Below are 22,618 nucleotides of genomic sequence, written 5' to 3' on the forward strand. Positions count from 1 at the left end.
CCGACTAAGCGCTAAAAATCAACCGCATGCGGTAATCACCCAAGTGTTCATTATTTGCAATTAAACGGTATTCCACATACACCTGACCGTTAACCGGTTCCAATGTGTACGCCACATCAATGCGGGGTGTAATCGTATCAACCGGAATTACCCCGTAAGGCGTCCGGTACTGCGCGTGAACCTGCTTTTCGGCAATGAACTGCAGGTGCAGGCGCGTATCGCCCTGATTACTTCCGCGGGTGAGTTCCACGTTATTGTCACCCTTAATCTTCACCGTAACCGGCAGGTGGTCCTGATCAGGCTCCACGTACCGAATATAAATGGTGTTACCAAGCTGCACCATCTGACCGGGTTCGTCGTACTGGTGATGTTCCTGCTGGCCATCTTGCTCGACCCAGGTCTCCATCTGCACCCGTACTGGCACACCGCGTGACATATCCATGTATCCTCATCCTTTCTTCCTGTTCATTATATTCTATAAGAGGCAAAATTGCTCATAAAGTCGCACATCTAGCCCGCTATTCTTGCTGTCCGTCAGCGTAAGCATGGAAAATCCCATCCGCAAGGATGGTGGAATTGAAAATAGTGGTTAGACCGAAGGTCGGAACTGGACCGGATTAGCTTTGCTCCCGGGAAGGGTGTGCGTGGGACCGTTCCAGCCAGCTGCGCTGTCTTACACTGGCGATTTTGACGCAAACCCAGCGTCAAAATTGCGCTCCTAACGAAAATGGCGGTGTACATTTCGCACGAAGTTCATGTGCGAAACATACACTGCCATTTTCGTGGGCACGCACACCCTTCCCGTCCGCTGCCGCCAATCCGGCCCAGTTCCGACGCGCATTCACATGACTGTGGTGGTGAATGTTTCGGGCTTCGGTGGCGAGAATGGCAGACAAAGATGAACACGAAATTAAGCAACTTTGGCATCGTGAGCGGTTCATCTAGTTGATCAAACACCTTGAATACTTTTACCATGCGGCATACAGGAATTTCATAATCGTCCAATTGCACGGCCCATGTACAGTCGAACGTCGGTCTCAGCATTTCAGTGTCACAGCATGGGCCTCTCTCTGTAGTATTCTGCTCAGTAACGTGTCGGCCACGGAGGTGGTGGTGTGCTTGGGCGAAGTGCAGGGAACGGAGTCGGGCGAAAAGATGATTGTTTGGAGACAGGACGGCCGTATTTGCCGTCGTGGCTTCACACAATCATCTCGGGAGCGCGGAGTTGACGCTGTTCTTGCGGCAACTCCGCCAGCGGAAGACCGTGACAGCGGGCTGAAGCGGTCCCCGCCCGACGTAGTTCCCGGAGCGTAGCCCAAGCGCACCACCACCGGAGTTGCCGACTCCACCGCCTAACGGCGTCATGAAAACGCCAAAGAGGCCCAGCGTGACTTCGTCACTGAAACGCTATCGCTGACGGACAGCGATAACTTCTGGCCTGCTTTGTTTCCCAATTTACGAGACATATCCTATAATTAAGGATAGAAATTTGTTGCAGAAGTCCGCCCTCTGGACGGAGAAAGGTTGCAGCCGTGAATATTGAAATTTTACCTCGCGAAAAAGTCTTTCGCGATCCTGTACACAATTACATTCCCGTTCGCTACCGTGTCATCCTTGACCTCATCAACAGCCCCGAGATGCAGCGCCTGCGCCGCATCCACCAGCTAGGTGTGGCCAACACCGTCTTCCAGGGTGCCGAACACACCCGCTTCACCCACTCGCTGGGTGTTTACGAAGTCGCTCAAGAAATCTGTGACAATTTTGCCCAGAACTACCCGAGCCAGACACCCGGCGACGGCTTGTGGGATGATTCCGAGCGCCTCGTCGCGCTCTGCGCGGCTCTGTTGCACGACATTGGGCACGGCGCTTATTCTCATACGTTCGAGCATATTTTTAATACTGACCATGAAGCCATTACACGGCAAATTCTTACCAGTCCCGACACCACCGTTAACAAAGTACTGCGGACCGTGGCACCTGATTTTCCGGAAAAGGTGGCTAGCGTCATTGACCACTCTTACCCGAACCCGCAAGTTGTTCAAATGATTAGCAGTCAGATTGACGCTGACCGGATGGACTACCTGCTACGCGATGCCTACAACACAGGCACCAACTACGGGCTGTTTGACCTCACCCGCATTTTGCGGGTGATGCGCCCCTATGCTGGCGGCATTGCGTTCGAACCGAACGGCATGCACGCGGTTGAGGACTACATCGTCAGCCGCTTCCAAATGTACCAGCAGATTTACTTCCACCCCGTTTCCCGCGGGATGGAGGTCGTGCTAACGGGCATTTTGCAGCGGGCAAAAGAACTCTACGAAGACGATGCCTTCGCACCTGAGTTCACGCCAACACTGCTCCTGCCATTCTTTGAGGGTAAGTTCGACTTGCCGGACTACTTGGCGCTCGATGACGGCGTGCTGACTACCTACTTCCACTACTGGGAAAAGCACCCTGACCCAATTCTGGCGGACCTGTCCGCCCGCTTCTTGAACCGACAGCCGCTTAAATCGGCAGCCTTTAACAGTGCAACGGCGCATCTGCTGCCAGAAATGGCGGCACTCGTTGATGAGGCCGGCTTTGACAGCCACTACTATTCCGCCCGGAACTCTAGTTTTGATCTGCCTTACGACCAGTACGATCCGACCAGCGCCAGTCCGAAGACCCAGATCGAAATCATGGAGGACGACAACACACTGGAAGAGCTCTCCACGCTCAGTCCCCTGGTTGGTGCCATTACCGGTAAGGTCACTGGTGACGAACGTTTCTACTTCCCGAAAGCCATGCTGACACCAGCGGACAGCCCGGACTACAAGCCGGTATACGGCCAGTTCCAGCGCTACTTATCCAGCGGGCACGTGATTGACCCGGCTATCTACGGGCAAGACTAAAGAATTTTGGAGGCAGCAAAATGATTAAGTTGGTTGCTTTAGACATGGATGGCACCCTGCTCAACGAGCGGCAAGAACTCGGCCCCGCTGTTGCGGAGACTATCCGCCAGGTGCGCGCGCGGGGGGTGCGCGTCGTATTGGCAACGGGCAGGCCTCTGCCCGGCGTAATGAACTTCCTGCCCGAGCTGAACCTAGTGAGCGATGACGACTACGCCATCCCCTACAACGGCGCGCTCGTGCAAACAACGGCGAGCCAAAAGGTACTCATTGAGCATAGCTTGAGTTACGCAGACTACCTGCGCCTGTACGCGCAAGCAGCCAAGTTTGGGCTGACCATGATTGCCGAAGACCAGAGTGCCATGTACACTGACGCGCCGCTGCTCACCCACCGTGAGCTGTTCGAAGCCGTCGACACCAACATGGCAGTCAAGTTCGCCGGCCCGCAGCAAATCGCCCGCGACATTGAGTTTTCCAAAATCATGTTTTTCGCCGACAAACCGCTGCTGGACAAGGCCATGCCGCAACTAGACCCAAAGCTGCAGACTGATTTCTACGCCAACCGCAGCGAGGACTTCCTGCTCGAGTTTGTCAGCAAGCACGCCAGCAAGGGCAACGCCCTGCGCGAACTGGCGACTAAGCTGGGCCTGCAAGCAGACGAAGTGATGGCGATGGGCGATTCGCACAACGACGTGTCCATGTTCGACTTTGCCGGCACCGGCATCGCCATGGGCAACGCCAAAGATGAACTCAAGGCCATCGCGACCGGCGTTACCGCCAGCAATAAGGATGATGGGGTTGCGGTCGCTCTGCGCCAGTACGTCCTCGACGCGCAACAATAGCGTGGTCAACAAAAACGCGTTCTGCCGTAATTGCGGCAGAACGCGCTTGCTTGTTTAGTTTAGCGATTAGCCTGATCACGCATTTTGAGCCACTCACCCACCGCGTACCGGTGGGTTGGTCGCTTGAGCTGCGCCAGGGCCACGGACACCGGCATCATCATGAGCACGTTGAAATCCTCTAGCGGGTTGGCCACCACACGCAAATTATGCGCCGCGTAGAAGGTCGCCGGGTGGTAGTAATCCGTCTCGCGATGGTGAGAGTAGAAGTACTCCGCTGCCTTGCCCAGGCACTCGTCAATGTCGACGGCGACACCGAATTCCTCAAGCAGTTCGCGTGTCAACGTCTGCGCGTCGCTTTCGCCGGCCTCAACACCGCCGCCAGGCAAGAACACGGCCCCGTTGGGCGCCGCGAGGGTGAGAATCCGCTTGCCAGATGCATCCGGAATGACCGCATACACGCCGACGCGCTTTTCATACTGCAACTTCGGATCCTTAGTACCAAAAACCGGGTTCGTCATAATCGCACCGCCTTCTTATATTGCTATCATTATAAACCCATTAAATCACAAGCGAAAGGAAACCATGCACTTTGAATGATTTTGTATACGTGGTGCTGGCCATGGCCGCCATCACGACACTCGCAGCGGGAATCAGCCTCACCATCGAGCCCCGACGACTCATTAACGGTTTGCTCATTAATATTGCGCTCGCGTGCGATATCTTCTGCGGCGGCACCCTGGTGATTGCGACCGGCAAAAATTGGTTAATCTACCCGGCACTCGCGGTGTTCGGGGTCATCGTCATTCTGATTGTGCTATTCTTCGCCCTGCACCTGGTCTGGCTAATCTGGAACGCCATCATCGTCTGGCGCAAAGAAAGTCACTCGCTAGCCAACATGTTGACCCTGCTTCTCGCTGTTGCTATCGTCATCGTGGATGTTTTTGGGGTGTTTGGCCAGCGTTTTTTGCCCACCTTTATCTACGAGGCCATCAGTAGCATGATTGCACTGGGCACGGCATACCTGCTGTTCACCCTGTGGAATTTCTTAACTGTATTGGTCGCCTATAACCTGCGCCGACCGTTGCACAATCAAGATTTTCTGATCGTCCTCGGGGCTGGTCTGATTGACGGGCACAAGGTCTCCCGGCTACTCGGTGCGCGCATCGACGTTGCCATCGCCTACTACCAGAAACAGCGCATCAAGGGCCGGCCACTGCCACGCATTATCTTCTCTGGCGGTCAGGGCGGCGATGAACAACTCAGTGAGGGTGCCGCAATGCGCCAGTACGCACTCGACCACGGCATCCCTGAAGAGGCCACCCTCCTGGAAGACCGTAGCCGCACAACCTTGGAAAACATGCAATTTTCAGCACGGATTATCAACGATTTAGTCCCTGACGGCCAGTACCGGGCGCAGTTCTGCACCAACAATTACCACCTGTTCCGCGCCGGACTGTTTGCTAAAGAAGCCGGATTGAATGCCAACGGCATGGGGGCGCACACGGCGTTCTACTTCCTGCCTAATGCCACCATTCGCGAATTCGCGGCCGTCTTCCTGATGAACAAGCGCCGTCACGCCATCAGCCTGGGAATTCTAAGCATTCCTTCCTTGATTATTTTCATCGGCGGCATCGTCAACCTGTTCCATTAGGCCAAGGCAAACTCGTATAATGATTCTAAAGACAACTTTCACAAGGGAGGAAAACGCAAAATGCTCAAAGAATTCCGCGACTTTATCACCCGCGGCAACATGCTCGACTTAGCCGTTGGTGTCATCATTGGGGGTGCGTTCACCGCACTGGTTGGTTCGCTGACCACCAATCTCATCAACCCGTTGCTGTCCCTGTTCATCGGCAAGACCGACCTGAGCAAGCTGAGCTTCACCATTTTGTCCGCGAAGTTTCCAATTGGGAACTTCCTGAATGACGTCATTAACTTCATCATCATGGCCTTCGTGGTGTTCCTGTTGGTCAAAGCCGTTAACAAAATTCTGCGCAAACCGGCGCCTGAAGAAGCCGCCCCGGCAGGCCAGAGCGAACAAGAATTGCTGACGGAGATTCGTGACCTCCTCAAGCAGCAAAGCAAGTAATCGCGCGGTTAGCACACAACAGCGTGCGCGACAACAAAAACGCCCCCGCACAGTCCTGATTCAGGATTGTGCGGGGACGTTTTGGTTTAACGATGGCTAAGCGCCAAGTGGCGTCGCCAAATTTTTATTCAGCATCCTTGCGGAAACGGTTTTCGAAAAGTGGGGAAACTGGACGGTTTTCGTGAATGTGCTTGATGGCGCGGCCAATAAGTGGGCCCACGGAAACGGTAACCAGCTTGTCGAGCTTCTGCTCGGCGGGCTGCTGAATGGAGTCCGTTACAACAACCTGTTCAATGACAGAGTTGTTCAGACGTTCCACAGCAGGGCCGGAGAAGACGGCGTGCGTTGCAGCAACGAGCACGGACTTAGCGCCCGCATTCTTCAGCGCAGCGGCGGCAAGCGTAATCGTGCCGGCGGTGTCAATCATGTCATCGATGATGATGGCGTGCTTACCGTCAACGTTACCAACGATGTTCATCACTTCGGCCACGTTTGGACGAGGACGACGCTTGTCGATGATGGCGATAGGTGCCTTCAGGAACTCAGCGAGCTTCCGGGCACGGGTCACACCACCATGGTCAGGTGAAACAACAACAGTGTCGGCACCGACATAATCGTTGCTCAGGAAGTAGTCAGCCAGCAGTGGCGCACCCATCAGGTGATCGACAGGAATGTCGAAGAAGCCCTGAATCTGAGCGGCGTGCAGGTCAAGCACGAGGGCGCGGTCAGCACCGGCGCGTTCGAGCATGTTAGCGACCAGCTTGGCTGTGATTGGTTCACGGCTACGAGCCTTACGATCCTGCCGTGCGTAACCGTAGTAAGGAATAACAACGTTAATTGTGTGAGCAGACGCCCGCTTGAGTGCATCAATCATGATCAGCAGTTCCATCAAGTTGTCGTTGACGGGCGCTGAGGTGGACTGAATCAAGTAGATATCGTCCCCACGAATACTCTCTTCGATGTTAATCTGAATCTCACCATCGGAGAAGCGACGAACAGATGACTTACCCAGTTCGACACCAACTTCAGCCGCAATTTTCTCGGCGAGTGGCTTGTTTGAGTTCAGGGCAAAAATCTTGAGTTTCGGGTCGGCGTAATGCGCAGACATGGTAGCCTCCATATTTAGATAGTATTTTACTTCCGTATTAAAGTGTAACGGAATGTATGGAAAAAGCAAGCCGGAAACAGCTTGGTGTCTCATGAAAGAACATGAGACCAATCGCAATATAAAGGCGTTTTCAGCTGTGAAAACACCTTTTTTATTCTAATTCTGTTTGTTTTCAAATACGAAAGTTCGGGTTTAGCGCACCCTCGCCCGCAATTCTCTCATTTTATTCGGAACTTTCGTGAGGATAGCGAGGCATTTTTAGTTGAACATAAAATTTATGGATACATAACGGCTGACGCTGTCCGTCAGTGTAAGTCTGCGCCCGCAAGGGTGCGCTTTGCACTTTAAGCAGTTTTCATACCGCCGCAAGGCGGTGATTGGCAACTCCGGCGCGGGTGCGCTTGGATTCCGCGATTGAGGGCTACGCGGCGGGGACCGTTCAGGCCAGGCTGCGCCTGTCCTTCACTGGCCGATTTGCCAAAACCCGTGTCAAATCGCCGCTCCCGGCATTATCGTGTGCAGCCACGGCTAAAACCACGCCGTGTCTCCAAACGATAATGCATTCGCCGCTCCGCCCTCAATCGCTTCATCCAAGCACACCCACACCTCCGTGGCCAACACATTACCACGTGGTTAAAGTGTCAAGAATATACAACTTTTTTCAGTCGAACGACTTGCTACCAGAGCACGCATAAGCGTTCACCACCGTAACCTGAAGCTTTCACAACCACAGTCATGTGAATGCGCGTCGGAACTGGGTCGGATTGCCGGCAGCGGACGGGAAGGGTGTGCGTGACCACGAAAATGGCAGTGTATGTTTCGCACATGAACTTCGTGCGAAATGTACACCGCCATTTTCGATAGGAGCGGGATTTTGCCGGCGGGTTTGCGGCAAAATCGCCAGTGGAAGACAGCGCAGCTGGCTGGAACGGTCCCACGCACGCCCTTCCCGGGAGCAAAGCTAATCCGGCCCAGTTCCGACCTTCGGTCTAACCACTATTTTCATCCTTGCGGATGATTTGATTGAAAGTTTCAACACTTACGCTGACGGACAGTGTTACAGCTTACTTCCAGTCGTCAGACTTGGACAGTGGCAGGCGGTCCCAGAAGTCTTCCTTGTTAGTCTGGCGTTCACGCGCAATCCCCATCGCGTGGAAAGGCACATCCTTCGTGATGGTTGAGCCCGCAGCCACGAAACTGTGGTCCGCGATGTCGACCGGCGCAATGATGTTGGAGTTGCTGCCGATGAACGCGTTGTCGCCGACATTGGCGTGCCACTTCTTCACGCCGTCGTAGTTAACGAAGACAACCCCGCAACCCACGTTGATGTTCTTGCCAAGCGTTGCGTCACCAACGTAGGTCAAATGGCCAACCTTAGTGCCGGCACCGAGCGTTGCCTTCTTGACTTCAACGAAGTTCCCGATGTGGACACCTTCGCCGATGTCGCTCTGCGGACGCAAGTGGCTGTTAGGGCCGATGTTGCTACCGGCACGCATAATGCTGTCTTCAATCGTGGAGGACAGTGTGTGCACACCGTCTTCAATTGTGCTGTTTTCGATGCGTGTCTGGGCGCCAATGACACAGTCACTGCCGATGACCGTCTTGCCCTTGAGGATAACCCCAGGTTCAATGATTGTGTCGTTACCGATTTTGACATCGACGTCAATGTAAGTGTTGCTTGGGTCAATGATGGTCACACCGTCGCGCATGTGCTGCTCGTTAATCCGCTTTTGCATCACCTTAGTGGCGGAAGCGAGCGCCAGCCGGTCGTTGACCCCCTGGCTTTCGTCGAAGTCCTTCATTTTGTATGCCGCAATGACATCACCGCGGGCCTTCAGGATTTCGATGACGTCGGTCAAGTAGTACTCACCCTGGGCGTTGTCGTTGTTAACTTCGTGCAGTGCGGAGAAGAGCGCCTTGTTATCAAAGCAGTAGACACCAGTGTTGATCTCATCAATCTTGGCTTCTTCGCTGCTGGCGTCCTTCTGTTCCACAATCTTCTGCACGGTGCCGAGATCGCCGCGAACAATACGGCCATAACCAGTTGGGTCTGGTGCCTGGGCGGTCAAAATGGTGACTGTCGCACCCTTATCGCGGTGGTAAGCAAACAACTTGTCAAAAGTTTCAGCTGTCAGCAGCGGCGCATCCCCGATGGTGACGAGGGTCATCCCTTCCTTATCGCCAAGCAGCGGTTCTGCCTGCAATACGGCGTGGCCGGTCCCCAGCTGCTGTTCTTGGACAACGAACTTACTGCGGTCGCCGAGCTCGGATTCCACGGCTTCGGCGCCGTGACCCACAACCGTCACGATTTCGTCCGGATGCATTGCTTCCACCTGTGTGAGCACGTGGTCGACCATGGACTTCCCGCAAACTTTGTGCAAAACCTTGTAGAGCTTGCTCTTCATCCGGGTACCCTTACCTGCAGCCAAAATAATGGTGAACTTACTTGTTGTCATCGATTTAACTCCTTCATTAACTTGTATACATGCTTATATCATATATCAGCGTTCCGCCTGAAACAACGCCGGTTTGGCATTTCACGGCGACCCGTACGCGGTCGCTAGAAACATTTAACAAAATTGGTATAGGCGGCACATCAGAACTTGCACACACAAAAACAGCGCCGGCGAAATGCCCGCGCTGCCATCTTGATTACTTCCGTCTAACAATGCACGCCTACTTAACCCGAATCGTTTGTCCAGGTGTCAGCGCTGAGCTGTCATTCATGCCATTCAGTGCCTGCAGCTGCTTCAAGGTCAAACCGTGGTTGACCGCGATGCGGTAGAGGTTGTCCCCATTCTTAATGGTATATGTGCTCGATTGACTCGTGCTAGTTGCCTGCTGTGTTCGCGTTGTCTGCGTTTGTTGCGTGGTCTGGCTACGCTGTGAGCTGCTGGTAGCCTGCCGCTGAACAGATGCACTACTGCTCTGCACCGAACTGCTGCTGACCACACTACTGGAAGAACTCACGACGCTGCTACTGCTTGCCGCAACGGTGCTGGATGAGGAGCTCGTTGCCGCTGAACTGCTACTACTTGAGCTGGACTGCTTTTGCTTCTTCGCCTTATGCTTGCTCTTCTTGCTTGAGGAAGACTTTTGCACCTTACTACTGCGACTAGAAGACTGTGCGGCCTGGCGCTGCGGATGCGGCTGGCCAAAAGCAATCAGCACGTAAAAAATGGCAGCTAAAATGACGACCCAACCTGCCAGCTTGAGGCCGATGCGGCGCCGGTAGCCACCGCGCTCCACCTTCAGCATTTCGTCTAGTTGCTTAGCCACCGTCCGGTTCGGCGAATTATGGCGTTCGTGTTCAAGCCGCTTAATGCGTTCTTTGCGCGGCAAAGCGGCAATTTTTGCTTTTAGTTTCCGTATGTATTCTGCGCTACTTTGTTCCTGCATCTCGCTACTCCTCATGCACCCGCCAACAACATCTTAAATTTATTATACGGCCGCACCAAAACTAAGCCAACACGCAAATGCGAGTTATTGCCTGGGAAATACGTTCCACCTAGACAAAAGTGTCAGTTTACGCAAAAAAGCAGCAGTGCCGTCCCCTCTTGGAGTCGGCGCTGCTGCTTGCTAAAGCTATTGCGCATTATTTTGCTTAGGGGTCACCGTGCTGCTTTGCATGGTGCGGGCCCAATCGTCATAGAACAGGCGCCCATCATGGTGCCAGAGTGTCCAGAGGACATCCGCCATGAAGAAGAGAACGCCCAGACTCAGAATGCCGACAATGATCAGGTTTAATTCCGTGCGTGCGGAGATGACCGTCAGCACATGACTCACTTCTAGCCACCACCAGTGCCAAACTGGGATGCAGAAGTAGTACAGCAGGGCAAAACGCAATGGCACACGCCAGTTGCCAGCCGCTGCCGCCACCGGCTGCACCTTAATCCGTACAAGGCGCTTGCCGAGCGTCGCGCCACCGCCCCAACTTGGCAAAATGAAAACCAGGGCAATCATGGCAATGTAGGACAGTGGTGTGGTGATACTATTGGCTAAGCCCAATGCGTCATGTAAAAGCAGGATGAGCACGAAGCGCACCAGCGCACCGCAGATAGCGTAGTCGATAAACCACGCCACCCAGCGGCGCAACCAACTGACCTTTTGCCCGCGTTCATAACTGCGCTGGTCCATCTTGTCCCGGTTGGGGAATGCCAGACGAAGCAGCGGCGTTAAGTAGTAGCCAAGTAGGCCGCCGGCGGTGTTCACAATCAAATCGTCAACGTCGAATAAGCGGTATGGACGCGGGTAAATGAAGTACAGACCGCTCAGCTGTGTTAATTCGAAGAACAGGCTGAGCCCGAATGACATCAGGAGCACTTGTTTCCAGTTGCGCTGGAAATAGTAACGCAGGTAAAATCCGAACGGCAGTGTCAGCAGCAGGTTGAATGCCGGCTGCAGGAAGGACGCACTACGCAACGCGCCGAGCCAGGTGTGCGGATTGGTCGCCACGAAGCCGCTGGTATTCAAAAACTCACGCAACGCGGTGAACGGGATAATCTGGTAGCGCTGGGTAGTCAACTTGGCCACCCACTCGCGCGCCGGCAAGGGCAGAATCACCATGAAGTAGGCTGTGAGCATGTAGAACACGAAGGTGTAGAGCACGAACGCCCGGCCAAAAGTGAAACTACCAAAGCGTCGGTACTGCACAATCAGAAATGGCAACGCGATGAGCAGTGCCAGAAAAGGGAAAACAATGATCGCCGTGCGAATCGGAATCAGGTAGGCGCTCATTTTAGTTCTCCAGGCCGTTCAGCAGTTCTGCGTTCACGTCCAGGTAATTCCCTGGCTTGGCGTTGATGGTCTTCGCCTTAGCGTCAACTGGATCCATCTGCAGCAAGGACGTGTAGTCGTCAATCATGCGATCACCGTCGAAACTACCTTCGGCGAAGACGGACACACCGACGAGCTTAGCGTCGAATTCCTCAATGAGACTCTTCATCCCGTTGACAGTGCCGCCGCCCTTCATGAAGTCATCGACAATGAGGACACCAGAGCCAGGCTTGAGGCTGCGCTTGCTCAGTTCCATCTTCTCAACGCGATCGGACGAACCGGACACGTAGTTAACGGACACCGTGGAGCCTTCAGTGATTTTGGAATCACGGCGCACGATGACAAACGGCACGTTCAGGTACTGACTGACACTCTGCGCAATTGGAATCCCCTTCGTGGCCACGGTCATGACGGCGTCCACGGACGAGTCGATGTACTGGGTGGCAATGAGGCGGCCAATCTGGCGCAGAATTTCGGGTGTCCCGAGCAGGTCAGTCAGGTAAACGTAACCCCCTGGCAACAGGCGTTCGGAATCAGACAGCCGTGTGGCCATGTTCTGGATGAAATCCTTGGCTTCGGCCTCAGCAATGACGGGGATGTAGCGCACCCCACCAGCCGCACCAGGGACGGTTTCCAAGATACCAGTGTGACGCTGGGCAAAAGTCCGGCGAATAATGGCCAAATCCTCACTGATGGAAGACTTAGCGGACTCGTAACGCTGCGAGAAGAAGGTCAGCGGCACGAGTGTGTGCGGCCGTTCCAGCAGGTAACGGGTCATGTCAATCAAACGATCGCTACGACGAGTTTTCATAGTTAGCACTCCTTAATGGATTTAATTTATATATTCAAACGCGTATTATACCTGACAATTATACATAATCATCCGTGAATTAAGCAAACAAATTCCACTAGATTTGCCGAATATTCGCGGAAAATTGCGATTTTCGCCATTCACCCTTAATTCCGAACGTTACCGTTCACGCTTACATGGCAAATCTACACGTGCAGCTGCCAGAATCAGCACCATTTTACGTGCCGCCAATAATTGTGGAAACAAAAAAGCCGGACTTCACATGCAGAAGTCCAGCCACTAGCAGCGCTAGAAATTATTATCTGTCGAGGAGAGTTCTGGGTAATCCCCGCACTCGATCTGAATGGTGATATGACTGATTGTGCATTTCTTGCGTAATTCTTCCGCAAGTCCTGCCAAAAATTTGTCGTTATCCGCCCGCGTGGTCCGCGTCAGATGCACGGTGAGTGCGGTATCCGTCGTGCTAATTGCCCAGATGTGCAGGTCGTGAAATGAACGCACAGTTGGGTAATCGCGAATGGCTTCCGCCACCTCACTAGCATCCACTGAACGCGGCACCGCGGCAAGCGCCATGTTGACGGCGTCACGGAGCAGCCCCCAGGTCGCAACAACGACCACCACTGCAACCAGAATCGACATCAGTGGGTCAAGCCAGCTCCAACCAGTAAAGCTCATAATCAGTGCGGCAATTACCACGGCCAAGGATACACCGGCATCAGCGGCCATGTGTAAGAATGCGCCCCGCACGTTCAAATCGCCATGACGGCCCTTCATGAACAGTAGTGCAGTGCCACCGTTAATCAGAATCCCAATCCCCGCAACCAGCATCACGGTGCCACCAGAAACTGGCTCAGGATGGGCAAAGCGCCCAAAGGCTTCAAAAATGATGGCCCCCATTGCAATCAGCAGAATAAAGGCGTTAATCAGTGCAGCCAGAATGGACCCACCCTTCAGGCCATACGTCCGCTGCACAGTAGGACTTTTATGGGTCAGCCAGTTCGCCAGCGCAGCGAGCCCCAGGCTGAGAACGTCAGACAGGTTGTGCAACGCGTCTGCCACCAAGGACACCGAACCAATCAGTGTCCCGACAACAAGTTCAATCACGGTGTAGGCAGTGTTGACTACCATTCCCAGCGTGAACGCGCGCCCATTTGCGTTATGTTCATGCATTCGAATCTACCTCTCGTCTAAGCTGCAACCAAGGTTGCCCTTGATTGCGCGTTTATCATCAGGTCGTAGCAAGCCGCAACCCTAGTACTCAAGTATAGCCCATCAAGTGAGCGTATGCACAAGGTAAACCTCTTTGCAAAAGCCCTTCATACTATTGTATACGCGCATCGCCCGGCTCTTCTTGGCACACAGGCCGAACACTGTCGGTCCACTACCGCTCATCTGGGCCACATCGGCACCGTAGCGCAACATGCGAGCCTTGAGGGCGTTGATTTCCGGATAGCGCACGGCCGTCACGTCTTCGAGCGAATTCGCCATGCCCGAAACCATCAAGTCAAAATCCAGGCCTTTGATGCCAGCCAAAACAGTCGCAGTATCTGGGCAAACGTGTTTTTCGTCGTAGTCGAAGGCGCGCAAAATGCTCGGTGTCGATACCGAAACACTCGGTTTAGCCAGTACGACCCAAAACTGGGGCAGACGTCCCAGTGGTTGCACAATCTCCCCGCGCCCACTGACGAGCGCAGTTTCGGAGTATACGCAATAAGGCACGTCAGAATCGACCTGCAAGCCGATTTTGGCGAGACGCTCACGGCTGTAACCAAGTCCCCACAATTCGTTGAGTCCGCGGAGGACGGCGGCAGCATCCGATGAACCGCCGCCCAGTCCAGCAGCCACCGGAATATTCTTCTCGATATGAATTTTGGCGCCAGCACGCACCCCAGATTCTCGCTGCAGCACGCGCGCCGCCTGGTAGGCCAAGTTTCGTGGATCTTCGGGCAAAAAACCACTATCAGTCGTTACGGTGATGCGCCCCGCCGGCTTAATGTGTACGTAGTCGGCTAAATCCACACTGGTCATCACCATCCGCCACTCATGGTCCCCGTTGCTGTGGCGATACAGTGCATCCAGACTCAGATTAATCTTGGCCGGTGCTTTTTGCGTAATTTCCATCAGCAACCACCAGTCATCGTAATTTTACTTATAAGTATACTTTTTTACCGCTAGCAATGCACCTGTGAATGCTGGTCTCACGTCTTTTTCGGTTGTGTTTCGCGAGTCATGCGCTGGAACTGGGGTGAGTTGGTACCGCGGGCGAGGGCGCCGTTAACGGAGATTGCTACCAGAATGGAACAGAATATCTCCTGATAAAAATTAACTACGCATTCACTGTCCAGAAAAAATTGGCAAGGGCAGAGTTCGCATCATGACGGAGTGGCTGGTCGGCATTGGTGGAGCAAACGGCGATGGACTGGCGAAAAAAATGGTGTTTGAAGACGCGGAACGCGGCTGCACACACCATTTTCGGGAGCGCAGATTTGACGCCGGGATTTGCGGCAAATCTGCCAGCGGAAGACCCGAGGTCTGGAGCGGTCCCCGCCAGTCCGCCGCCGGTTGCGGAACCAATGCCGGCCAGCCACGGCCTATAGCAAAAAGCGCACGTCCAACATCAGCTGGGCGTGCGCTTGGCATGCTAATTCTAGAGAAGAGAATCGGTTCGCCAATTCAATTCATTTTGTTGCGATCTTCCCAGATTAAGAAACCTGGGCTTCGTCGTCAAATTTAACTTCGATAGATTTGGTCAGAAGGTCTGCATAACTGTATGAGACACGTTCGAACTTGTTTTCGTTCTGGTCGAGTTCGACCACAAAGATAGCGGGGAACGTCTCACGGAGAACACCACGCCGCCGGGTGACTTTCTTACGGCCTGCCTGGGCAACTACCATGATGTTCTCACCAATCTTACTGTCGAGCTGGTGCTTAATACTTGCTAATGTAATTGGCATCCAATTCACCCCTTATGGGGGTATTTTAGCACGATTTAGCAAATTTTGCAATTATACCACGACAGTCAAGATGCGACAAGCGTTAAACGGCACTCTCATGCATTTGGAAACGCTTTTTTAGAATTATTTTTGAATCACAAAAGGCCCTCATTTTGCAAGTTTTTTTGTAATTCCGCAAATTTTTCGATGCTGAGCCGTTCTGCGCGTATGCTTGGTTCCAAATCACTGGCGTTAAGGGCTGCCTTAATCTTAACTTTTGCGTCGGTTTCCTTGCCGTAGAGATGCTGCAGGTTATTCCAGAGTGTTTTGCGCCGCGCCGCGAAACTCCCCTTCACCAGCTTAGTGAAAGCGGCCTGATTAGCAATCGCTGCACGCGGTTCTTGCCGTTTGTGCAAGACCACGATGGCAGAGTCCACGTTAGGTGCGGGTACAAAGGAGTTGCGGTTCACCGTAAAGGCGACCTCGACATCCATGCCATTCTGCACCGCAATGGACAGACTGCCGTAATCCTTGGTCCCCGGCTGTGCGGTCAGACGGCTTGCCACTTCCTTTTGCATCATGACCGTGATGCCGGCAATTTCAATTGGCGCCGTCAGCAGGTGCATCAGAATTGGGGTTGTAATGTAGTACGGCAGGTTCGCCACAAACTTGATGTTGTGCTGACCATCGAAATGTTCAGCGACGAGCGCAGGCAGATCCGCTTGGAGCACGTCCTGGTTGAGCACGGTCACGTTGGGATATGGGCCCATCGTTTCGGCAAGGACAGGCAAAAGGTTCGTGTCAATTTCTAATGCCAACACTTGGTGGGCACTAGCGGCCAAGAATTCGGTCAGTGCGCCAATCCCGGGACCAATTTCGATGACATCATCATCCGGGGTGACTTCACCCGCATCAACAATCCGGCGCAAAACGTCCGTGTTGGTGAGGAAGTTCTGGCCAAACTGCTTCTTAGTCCGAAAACCAAACTCTTCCATGATGGCTCGCGTACGGGCTGGAGAAGCGATTGGTGGTAAGTTATTCGTCATGTTTATCCTCGTTAATTGTTTTGAGTGCCGCGACAAAAGCAGCGGGTTGCACCTGGAACTCCTGCAGGCGGCGCAGTAACTGTTTGCCATTTGCATAGCCAATGCCAAGCAGGTCGCCGAGCCGTTCGCGCCGACGTTTTGCATCCGGGCCACCCAGCAAGCCGGCTAGTTGTAAGTCGTCGCGCGTAATCAGTTGCGGCGCGTCTTCTGTCGGCGTTGCCTTGCTGGCTAAAGCATCAAGTAGCGCTCGGGCGTCTGCGTGTTCGACGCCCAAGGAGCCGCCGGCCTTGCTCGGCACCGCCAGCTCACGCGGCAAGAACGCGTGTTGCGCGTCTGGCACCGCTTGGCGAATGATGTTGCGGATGCGCTGGCCCTGAAAATCTGGGTCTGTCAGCACAATGACCCCGCGCGTTTTCTGCGCGAGCGCAATCTTTTGCACGGTCGCATCGCTGATGGCACTGCCACCCGTCTCAATTGTATCGACGTCCCCGACCAGCGCCCGCAAGCGTTTGGTATCGTCGCGCCCTTCGACCACGATGATTTGCTTGAACTTAGTCATTATCGTCACCGAGACGGAAAATACGGTGTGCGTTAGCGTGCGTAATCGCCGCGATGTGCTCAAGAGAGTCGCCGCGGAACTTAGCAACAGCCTCAGCCACAAAACGGGTATAACCTGGCTGGTTGGGCCGGCCGCGGTGTGGCTCTGGCGTCAGGTAAGGCGCATCGGTCTCGACCAACAGGCGGTCTTCTGGAATCACCTGAACGGATTCGTGCTCCTCGGGTGCATTCTTGAAACTGACAATACCGGAGTAAGAAATGTACATGCCCAAATCCAAGAACTTGCGCGCCCACTCGGCATTACCGGTGAAGCTGTGCATGATGCCGCCGAAATCGCGAATTTTGCTGGCGGCCAGAATATTGTAGGTATCTTCGAAGGCATCCCGGCTGTGAATGGACACGGGGATATTCAGCTCCGCTGCCAGTTCAAGTTGCCGCTTAAAAACGGTTCGCTGCACATCACGCGGGGAAGTGTCCCAGTGGTAGTCCAGGCCGATTTCGCCCATCGCCACCGTCTTATCCAGCGCCAGTTGCTCCAGCAGCAGCTTCTCGGCAGTTGGCGTGTAGTCCTTGGCAGATTCCGGGTGCCAGCCGACAATCGCGTAGAGGTTCTTAAACTGCTGACTGAGGCGCACGGCACCAGCGTTCAGATTCGTATCTGAGCCAACGATGGCCATTTCGGTGACACCCAAGTCAGCCGCGTTCTGCACGTATTCGGCTTCCTGCCCTGCGTAGGGCTCATCGTTCAGATGGGTGTGGGAATCAAAAATCTGCATGGCGGTTTCCTTTCAAATGTTCCGGTCGTAATCATAATTATTACCATTGTAAGGCGTACAGGGGTGTTCTGCCAACCTTCTCCGAAATTAGGACGACTTGGCTCCGCGAGCATGGGCGAGTGGCGTGTAACAAAAAAAGCCCGCCATGCGGACTTTTTGCAGAAACATTTGATTAACCGAGCAGTGCCCCGTTCTCCAGTGCTGGGTCAACGAAGGTCAGGCTGATGTGGCCCTGACTATCTTCAGTCGAAAGCAGCATGCCTTCACTGGCGATGCCCATCATTTTGCGTGGCTTCATGTTCACCACGGCCATGACTTTCTTGCCGACAAGCTTCTCGTAGTCAGGGTGGAATTTTGCCATCCCGGACAGGATGGTACGGTCGCCTTCATCACCGGCGTCCAGCGTGAACTGGAGCAGTTTGGAAGAGCCCTTCACCTTTTCAACGGCCTTGATTTCGGCAACGCGGATTTCCACCTTGTCGAAGTCATCGAAACTGATCTCATCCTTCCGGGTGTCGGCCGCAACAACCACCTTATCCGCCTTCTCAGCGTTCTTGTGCTTGTTGTTTTCGTGCTTCTTATCCTTGCTCTTGGCCATTTCGCCCTTGATGTAAGCTACTTCTTCGTCAATGTCCAGACGAGGGAAGATTGGCGTACCCTTGGCAACCACCTGGATACCTGCTGGCAGGTGACCAAATTCTGGTTGCAGCTGGTCTTCAGCCGTGATGTCCAGACCAAGCTGGTCGAAGATCTTCTTGGCGGAACTTACCAGCACTGGCTGCGCCAATACGGCAATCACGCGCAAGCTCTCAACCAGGTGGGCCATAACGGCGGCCAAATCGCCCTTCTTGGCGTCATCCTTGGCAAGCGCCCATGGTTCGGTCTCGTCAATGTACTTGTTCGCACGGGCAACGAGCCGCCAAGTGGCGTCCATTGCGTCGGAGAACTGCAGGTTGTCCATGTCCGCGGCGTAGTCGGCAACCGTCTGCGCAGCAGTTGCTTCCAGCGCATCATCGAACTGGGTGCGCCCGGCGTCCAGTGCAGGTACCTTGCCGTCAAAGTACTTGTTAACCATGGCCACAGTCCGGTTCAAAAGGTTCCCGAGGTCGTTAGCCAGATCGTAGTTAATCCGCTGCACGAAGTCTTCTGGCGTGAAGATACCATCGCGGCCAAACGGAATGGCACGAATCATGTAGTAACGCAGCGCATCCAGACCGTAACGGTTAATCAGGGTCTCAGGGTAAACCGCGTTACCCTTGGACTTGCTCATCTTGCCGTCCTTCATCAGGAGCCAGCCGTGACCGTAAACCTTCTTAGGCAGCGGCAAACCGAGTGCCATCAAGATGATCGGCCAGTAGATTGTGTGGAAACGCACAATTTCCTTACCCACAAAATGCACATCGGCAGGCCAGTACTTCTTAAACAGGGAGTCATCATCACTCATGTAACCCAGTGCGGTCACATAGTTGAGCAGCGCATCAACCCACACGTAAACCACGTGCTTCGGGTTCCGCGGAATCGGTACACCCCAGTTAAAACTGGTGCGACTCATGGCGAGGTCTTCCAGACCTGGCTTGATGAAGTTGTTGATCATTTCGTTCTTACGAGATTCTGGCTGAATAAAGTCCGGGTGATCTTCGTAGTACTTAAGGAGACGGTCAGCGTACTTGCTCATCTTGAAGAAGTAGCTTTCTTCCTTCACCAGTTGCACATCGTGACCTGATGGCGCCTTACCACCGATGACCTTGCCATCCGCATCACGGTAGACTTCAGCGAGCTGGGTTTCGGTGAAGTATTCTTCATCTTCCACGGAGTACCAGCCGGTGTATTCACCCAGGTAAACATCGCCCTGGTCAATCAGCTTTTCAACAATCTTCTGCACTGCTGCCACGTGCTGCGCATCGGTTGTGCGGATGAACTTATCGTTGGTGATTTCCAGCGTCTTCCAGAGTTCCTTGATGCCCTTGACCATGCCGTCAACGTATTCTTGCGGGCTGGTGCCGAGTTCCTCGGCCTTTTGCTCAATCTTGAGACCGTGTTCGTCAGTCCCTGTCAGGAAGAAAACGTCGTAACCAGTCTGGCGCTTGTAGCGCGCGAGCACGTCCGCAACGATTGTGGTGTAGGCGTTCCCGATGGTCAGCCGACCTGATGGGTAGTAGATAGGTGTGGTAATGTAGTAAGTAGGTTTTTCAGCCATGAAGCGATGCCTCCGATATTCAATCATAGATAGTACGAGTATATCACAGAGTCGTCCGCAGAGCGGGTAGCTTCCGCGCATTCGCGCAAACAAAGGCGCATCCCCTGCACTTGGAGATACGCCTTTGTTTGCACTAAATGAAAAAAGTTACTCTGGTGGCCGCGTTTCCAAGTTGGAATCGTAATGGCCTGACAGAATGATTATTTACTCGAATTCACACTAGAGAACCTTACCCGCGTGCCGCTGGCTGATCTCGCATGAGGAGCGCCGCGAGCACCCCACTAATTACCAGCACAACCGCAGCCGTCAGAGTAATGGCCGCCATTGAACCCGTGTAGGCACTCACAACGACGTGCTGCAAAGCGTGAGCAAAAGGCATTTTGCTCATCCGCGTTGAGAAGGCAATCTCGTGACCGGAGAATGGACCGGCCGCAACCAGTGCCTTGTGGATTGCCGCCTTGGCGGCACTTGGCATCGCCAAGCTACCCATGTGGCCGGCCAGGTAGTTTTCGTAGTGTCGATCCTGAATTAGGCCGAGACCGACGACCCCGACGGTAGTCCCAATTTGCCGGAAGACGTTAATCAAGCCGGAAGCCATCCCCATTTCCTGTGGGGCCATACCTTCCATCCCCGCTGTGTTCAGCAGCGGGTTAACCATCCCGTTGGTAATCCCCATCAGGATCATTGCCGGCCACATCTGGCCAAAGCTGACGTTCACTGTCATTGCGTTCATCATCAGCAAAAAGCCAATGCCGCCGACAAACAAACTCAGACTAATCATGCGCTTCTTACTGAAGCGCGCACCCAGTAGTCCGGTGATTGGACCGAGCAGCAGCGACCAGATACTAATGGTCAGCTGCCGAACCCCGGTCTGGAACGCGGAGTAGCCAATGTAATTTTGCATCAGTACCGTCAAGAAAGCATTGAAGGAATAGATGGCAACCCCCAGCGTGAACGCGACCACAATGGTACCGATGAAGTGGCGACTCTTGAACATCTCAAGATTCACCATTGGCGCTTTGACGTGCGCCTCAACGTAGATGAACACCGCAAACAGCAACACTGCAGCGACAAGCCAGCCGGCAACTTGCGGGCTGGTCCAGTTCCAGTGCGGGTGGCCTTCCTTTTGAATCAGACCATAGATCAAACTGAACAACGTCGCCGCCGACAGCAGCATACCCGCAAAATCAATCCGGTCGTGCGCGCCATAACTCGGTGTTTCCTTGACGTAGATGATGGTGAGAATCACGGTGATAATCCCTACTGGTACGTTGACGTAGAAGATGGACGACCAGCCAAACTGACCAACCAGGTAACCGCCAATCAGCGGCCCTGAAGCGGTGGACATCCCGATGACGGAACCCAGAATGCCTAGTGCAAGACCGCGCTGACGACCGCTGAAGTTGGACGCCACTAGCGCCATGGCCAGTGAGTTCATCCCCGCACCACCAATTGCCTGCACGGCACGGCCAATATTCAGAATGAGTAGGTTCGGGGCCATCCCGTTAACTGCAGACGCGATAACAAAAATGACAATGGAGGCCAAGAAGATGCGCTTGCGGCCGTACATGTCCCCCATTTTGGAGAGGATGAGCAGGCTGACGGCAAGCACTAGAGTATAGATGTTCAGCACCCACTGCAAGTTGGTGAAGGTTTCGTTGAAGTGCTCGGCCATGGTGGGCAGTGCCACGTTGACAACCGTCACATCGAGCAGCCCCATAAAGGTTCCCAGTGACATCGCAATCAGCGCAATCCACCGGCGGTATGATTTTTCCAAAATAATTGCCTCGTTTCTTAATCTAGTTCTGGACATCGTCTGCAGCTGGCAACTGAGCCAGCTGCGTATCGACCCACTGCAATTTGGTCTTGGCTAAGGCCAGTTGCAATTGCAGCATGCTCAATATCGACACCACATCGTCGCCGCGTTTGCCAGCAGCCCGGCGTTGCTCCAAGTGTTGGGCGACATAACCGTAGACGGTTTGGTCCTCCTCACACAATGCCCGGTATTCCTCAAGAATCTGCCGCTGCACCGCAACGGGTTCATAACTCATCGCCCGAAACTTGAAACGGTAAGCCGACTCACGCTTGGCATCCTCGGGAATTGCTTCACGCATCAGTTCGTGCACACGCTCACGACCAGCATCCGTAATGGTGGCAACCTTCGAACGGCGTCCGGTTGTCGTTTCGTCGCGGAGGGTGATGTACCCGGCGGTAGCGAGCTTATGCAACATCGGGTAGAGGACACCGTTGGAGATCTTACGGCGCGGTTCCAAGCTCGCTTCCAAAATCAGGCCGAGTTTGTAACCACTGCGTTCGTGCGCCATTAACGCACCAAGAATTAATAATTCGTACATCCACTTACCCCCCACGGAATTCGTTCATATGTCGTAACGACCTATTACAGTATAGGTCGCTGCGACATATAGTCAAGAGCTTTCTGAAAATTATTCCTAAGCTGGCAGCAAATAAAAAATCCCCCAGAATATGTCTGGAGGATAGCTACCACTTTTAACCTGGATTATTCACCTCGGTATTTGGGACATGAAATCGCATCTGGCCGGTCTGAAAGCAACGTTTGGAGCGTTGCGAATACT

Annotated in this window: 20 protein-coding genes; 4 read left to right on the plus strand and 16 right to left on the minus strand. The window is 53.8% G+C overall.

Annotated elements, in window-relative coordinates; genetic code table 11:
• Positions 1–4: 4 nt before the first annotated feature.
• Entirely contained in the window at positions 5–442 is a 438-nt protein-coding gene (locus EKM97_RS00760) for a DUF1934 domain-containing protein (RefSeq protein WP_125570358.1), read from the minus strand.
• Positions 443–1,532: 1,090 nt separating this feature from the next.
• On the opposite strand from EKM97_RS00760, the gene EKM97_RS00765 reads away from it, so the two are divergent.
• Both EKM97_RS00765 and EKM97_RS00770 read left to right on the plus strand, forming a co-directional pair.
• Positions 1,533–2,891 carry an HD domain-containing protein gene (locus EKM97_RS00765; protein ID WP_125570359.1) on the plus strand — a complete coding sequence of 453 codons (1,359 nt, stop codon included), beginning with the start codon at positions 1,533–1,535 and terminating at the stop codon, positions 2,889–2,891.
• A gap of 20 nt (positions 2,892–2,911) precedes the next feature.
• On the plus strand, positions 2,912–3,730 hold the full coding sequence (locus EKM97_RS00770; protein WP_125570360.1) for a Cof-type HAD-IIB family hydrolase: 819 nt from the start codon (positions 2,912–2,914) through the stop codon (positions 3,728–3,730).
• A 59-nt stretch (positions 3,731–3,789) separates the two neighbouring features.
• Here the strand turns inward: EKM97_RS00770 and EKM97_RS00775 are convergent, their stop codons facing one another.
• Complete coding sequence (locus tag EKM97_RS00775) at positions 3,790–4,248, minus strand: NUDIX hydrolase (RefSeq protein WP_125570361.1); 459 nt, start codon at positions 4,246–4,248, stop codon at positions 3,790–3,792.
• Positions 4,249–4,319: 71 nt separating this feature from the next.
• On the opposite strand from EKM97_RS00775, the gene EKM97_RS00780 reads away from it, so the two are divergent.
• A complete protein-coding gene (locus EKM97_RS00780; RefSeq protein WP_225419178.1) occupies positions 4,320–5,381 on the plus strand; it encodes a YdcF family protein in 1,062 nt (353 codons plus the stop codon).
• 60 nt (positions 5,382–5,441) lie between these two features.
• Positions 5,442–5,819 carry a large-conductance mechanosensitive channel protein MscL gene (gene mscL, locus EKM97_RS00785; RefSeq protein WP_125570362.1) on the plus strand — a complete coding sequence of 126 codons (378 nt, stop codon included), beginning with the start codon at positions 5,442–5,444 and terminating at the stop codon, positions 5,817–5,819.
• A gap of 124 nt (positions 5,820–5,943) precedes the next feature.
• Here mscL and EKM97_RS00790 read toward each other — a convergent pair whose 3' ends face one another.
• The 14 genes from EKM97_RS00790 to EKM97_RS00855 all read right to left on the minus strand — a co-directional run bounded on the left by EKM97_RS00790 (position 5,944) and on the right by EKM97_RS00855 (position 22,378).
• Positions 5,944–6,927, minus strand: coding sequence for a ribose-phosphate diphosphokinase (locus tag EKM97_RS00790; protein WP_125570363.1), 984 nt, complete (start codon positions 6,925–6,927; stop codon positions 5,944–5,946).
• A gap of 1,064 nt (positions 6,928–7,991) precedes the next feature.
• Entirely contained in the window at positions 7,992–9,383 is a 1,392-nt protein-coding gene (gene glmU / locus EKM97_RS00795; RefSeq protein WP_125570364.1) for a bifunctional UDP-N-acetylglucosamine diphosphorylase/glucosamine-1-phosphate N-acetyltransferase GlmU, read from the minus strand.
• Between the two features lie 220 nt (positions 9,384–9,603).
• Positions 9,604–10,326 carry a LysM peptidoglycan-binding domain-containing protein gene (locus EKM97_RS00800; RefSeq protein WP_164507378.1) on the minus strand — a complete coding sequence of 241 codons (723 nt, stop codon included), beginning with the start codon at positions 10,324–10,326 and terminating at the stop codon, positions 9,604–9,606.
• A gap of 186 nt (positions 10,327–10,512) precedes the next feature.
• Positions 10,513–11,664, minus strand: a complete 1,152-nt coding sequence (locus EKM97_RS00805; protein ID WP_125570366.1) for a VanZ family protein — start codon at positions 11,662–11,664, stop codon at positions 10,513–10,515.
• 1 nt (position 11,665) lies between these two features.
• Entirely contained in the window at positions 11,666–12,514 is an 849-nt protein-coding gene (gene purR / locus EKM97_RS00810; protein WP_125570367.1) for a pur operon repressor, read from the minus strand.
• Positions 12,515–12,802: 288 nt separating this feature from the next.
• On the minus strand, positions 12,803–13,684 hold the full coding sequence (locus EKM97_RS00815; protein WP_125570368.1) for a cation diffusion facilitator family transporter: 882 nt from the start codon (positions 13,682–13,684) through the stop codon (positions 12,803–12,805).
• Between the two features lie 102 nt (positions 13,685–13,786).
• Positions 13,787–14,635 carry a 4-(cytidine 5'-diphospho)-2-C-methyl-D-erythritol kinase gene (gene ispE, locus EKM97_RS00820; protein ID WP_125570369.1) on the minus strand — a complete coding sequence of 283 codons (849 nt, stop codon included), beginning with the start codon at positions 14,633–14,635 and terminating at the stop codon, positions 13,787–13,789.
• 581 nt (positions 14,636–15,216) lie between these two features.
• Positions 15,217–15,468, minus strand: coding sequence for a Veg family protein (locus EKM97_RS00825; RefSeq protein WP_125570370.1), 252 nt, complete (start codon positions 15,466–15,468; stop codon positions 15,217–15,219).
• A gap of 134 nt (positions 15,469–15,602) precedes the next feature.
• Complete coding sequence (rsmA, locus tag EKM97_RS00830) at positions 15,603–16,493, minus strand: 16S rRNA (adenine(1518)-N(6)/adenine(1519)-N(6))-dimethyltransferase RsmA (protein ID WP_125570371.1); 891 nt, start codon at positions 16,491–16,493, stop codon at positions 15,603–15,605.
• Complete coding sequence (rnmV, locus tag EKM97_RS00835; protein ID WP_125570372.1) at positions 16,483–17,052, minus strand: ribonuclease M5; 570 nt, start codon at positions 17,050–17,052, stop codon at positions 16,483–16,485. Before rnmV ends, rsmA begins: the two co-directional genes overlap by 11 nt.
• On the minus strand, positions 17,045–17,827 hold the full coding sequence (locus tag EKM97_RS00840; protein ID WP_125570373.1) for a TatD family hydrolase: 783 nt from the start codon (positions 17,825–17,827) through the stop codon (positions 17,045–17,047). Before EKM97_RS00840 ends, rnmV begins: the two co-directional genes overlap by 8 nt.
• Before the next feature lie 172 nt (positions 17,828–17,999).
• Complete coding sequence (gene metG, locus EKM97_RS00845) at positions 18,000–20,024, minus strand: methionine--tRNA ligase (RefSeq protein WP_125570374.1); 2,025 nt, start codon at positions 20,022–20,024, stop codon at positions 18,000–18,002.
• A gap of 229 nt (positions 20,025–20,253) precedes the next feature.
• Positions 20,254–21,837, minus strand: coding sequence for an MFS transporter (locus EKM97_RS00850; RefSeq protein ID WP_225419179.1), 1,584 nt, complete (start codon positions 21,835–21,837; stop codon positions 20,254–20,256).
• The gene (locus EKM97_RS00855; protein ID WP_125570375.1) at positions 21,824–22,378 is read right to left on the minus strand and encodes a PadR family transcriptional regulator; all 555 of its coding nucleotides are present in this window, start codon (positions 22,376–22,378) and stop codon (positions 21,824–21,826) included. The genes EKM97_RS00850 and EKM97_RS00855 overlap by 14 nt, the downstream gene beginning before the upstream one ends.
• Between the last annotated feature and the right edge of the window lie 240 nt (positions 22,379–22,618).

Origin of the sequence: Lacticaseibacillus songhuajiangensis (assembly GCF_003946025.1) — a bacterium.
Lineage (GTDB): Bacteria > Bacillota > Bacilli > Lactobacillales > Lactobacillaceae > Lacticaseibacillus > Lacticaseibacillus songhuajiangensis.

What these genes read in the sequence shown, in the direction of transcription:
- EKM97_RS00760 (WP_125570358.1), bottom strand. Translation starts at nt 442, where the DNA reads ATGGATATGTCACGCGGTGTGCCAGTACGGGTGCAGATGGAGACCTGG.
- EKM97_RS00770 (WP_125570360.1), top strand. Translation starts at nt 2,912, where the DNA reads ATGATTAAGTTGGTTGCTTTAGACATGGATGGCACCCTGCTCAACGAG.
- EKM97_RS00775 (WP_125570361.1), bottom strand. Translation starts at nt 4,248, where the DNA reads ATGACGAACCCGGTTTTTGGTACTAAGGATCCGAAGTTGCAGTATGAA.
- mscL (WP_125570362.1), top strand. Translation starts at nt 5,442, where the DNA reads ATGCTCAAAGAATTCCGCGACTTTATCACCCGCGGCAACATGCTCGAC.
- EKM97_RS00790 (WP_125570363.1), bottom strand. Translation starts at nt 6,927, where the DNA reads ATGTCTGCGCATTACGCCGACCCGAAACTCAAGATTTTTGCCCTGAAC.
- glmU (WP_125570364.1), bottom strand. Translation starts at nt 9,383, where the DNA reads ATGACAACAAGTAAGTTCACCATTATTTTGGCTGCAGGTAAGGGTACC.
- EKM97_RS00800 (WP_164507378.1), bottom strand. Translation starts at nt 10,326, where the DNA reads ATGCAGGAACAAAGTAGCGCAGAATACATACGGAAACTAAAAGCAAAA.
- EKM97_RS00805 (WP_125570366.1), bottom strand. Translation starts at nt 11,664, where the DNA reads ATGAGCGCCTACCTGATTCCGATTCGCACGGCGATCATTGTTTTCCCT.
- purR (WP_125570367.1), bottom strand. Translation starts at nt 12,514, where the DNA reads ATGAAAACTCGTCGTAGCGATCGTTTGATTGACATGACCCGTTACCTG.
- EKM97_RS00815 (WP_125570368.1), bottom strand. Translation starts at nt 13,684, where the DNA reads ATGCATGAACATAACGCAAATGGGCGCGCGTTCACGCTGGGAATGGTA.
- ispE (WP_125570369.1), bottom strand. Translation starts at nt 14,635, where the DNA reads ATGGAAATTACGCAAAAAGCACCGGCCAAGATTAATCTGAGTCTGGAT.
- EKM97_RS00825 (WP_125570370.1), bottom strand. Translation starts at nt 15,468, where the DNA reads ATGCCAATTACATTAGCAAGTATTAAGCACCAGCTCGACAGTAAGATT.
- rsmA (WP_125570371.1), bottom strand. Translation starts at nt 16,493, where the DNA reads ATGACGAATAACTTACCACCAATCGCTTCTCCAGCCCGTACGCGAGCC.
- rnmV (WP_125570372.1), bottom strand. Translation starts at nt 17,052, where the DNA reads ATGACTAAGTTCAAGCAAATCATCGTGGTCGAAGGGCGCGACGATACC.
- EKM97_RS00840 (WP_125570373.1), bottom strand. Translation starts at nt 17,827, where the DNA reads ATGCAGATTTTTGATTCCCACACCCATCTGAACGATGAGCCCTACGCA.
- metG (WP_125570374.1), bottom strand. Translation starts at nt 20,024, where the DNA reads ATGGCTGAAAAACCTACTTACTACATTACCACACCTATCTACTACCCA.
- EKM97_RS00850 (WP_225419179.1), bottom strand. Translation starts at nt 21,837, where the DNA reads ATGTCCAGAACTAGATTAAGAAACGAGGCAATTATTTTGGAAAAATCA.
- EKM97_RS00855 (WP_125570375.1), bottom strand. Translation starts at nt 22,378, where the DNA reads ATGTACGAATTATTAATTCTTGGTGCGTTAATGGCGCACGAACGCAGT.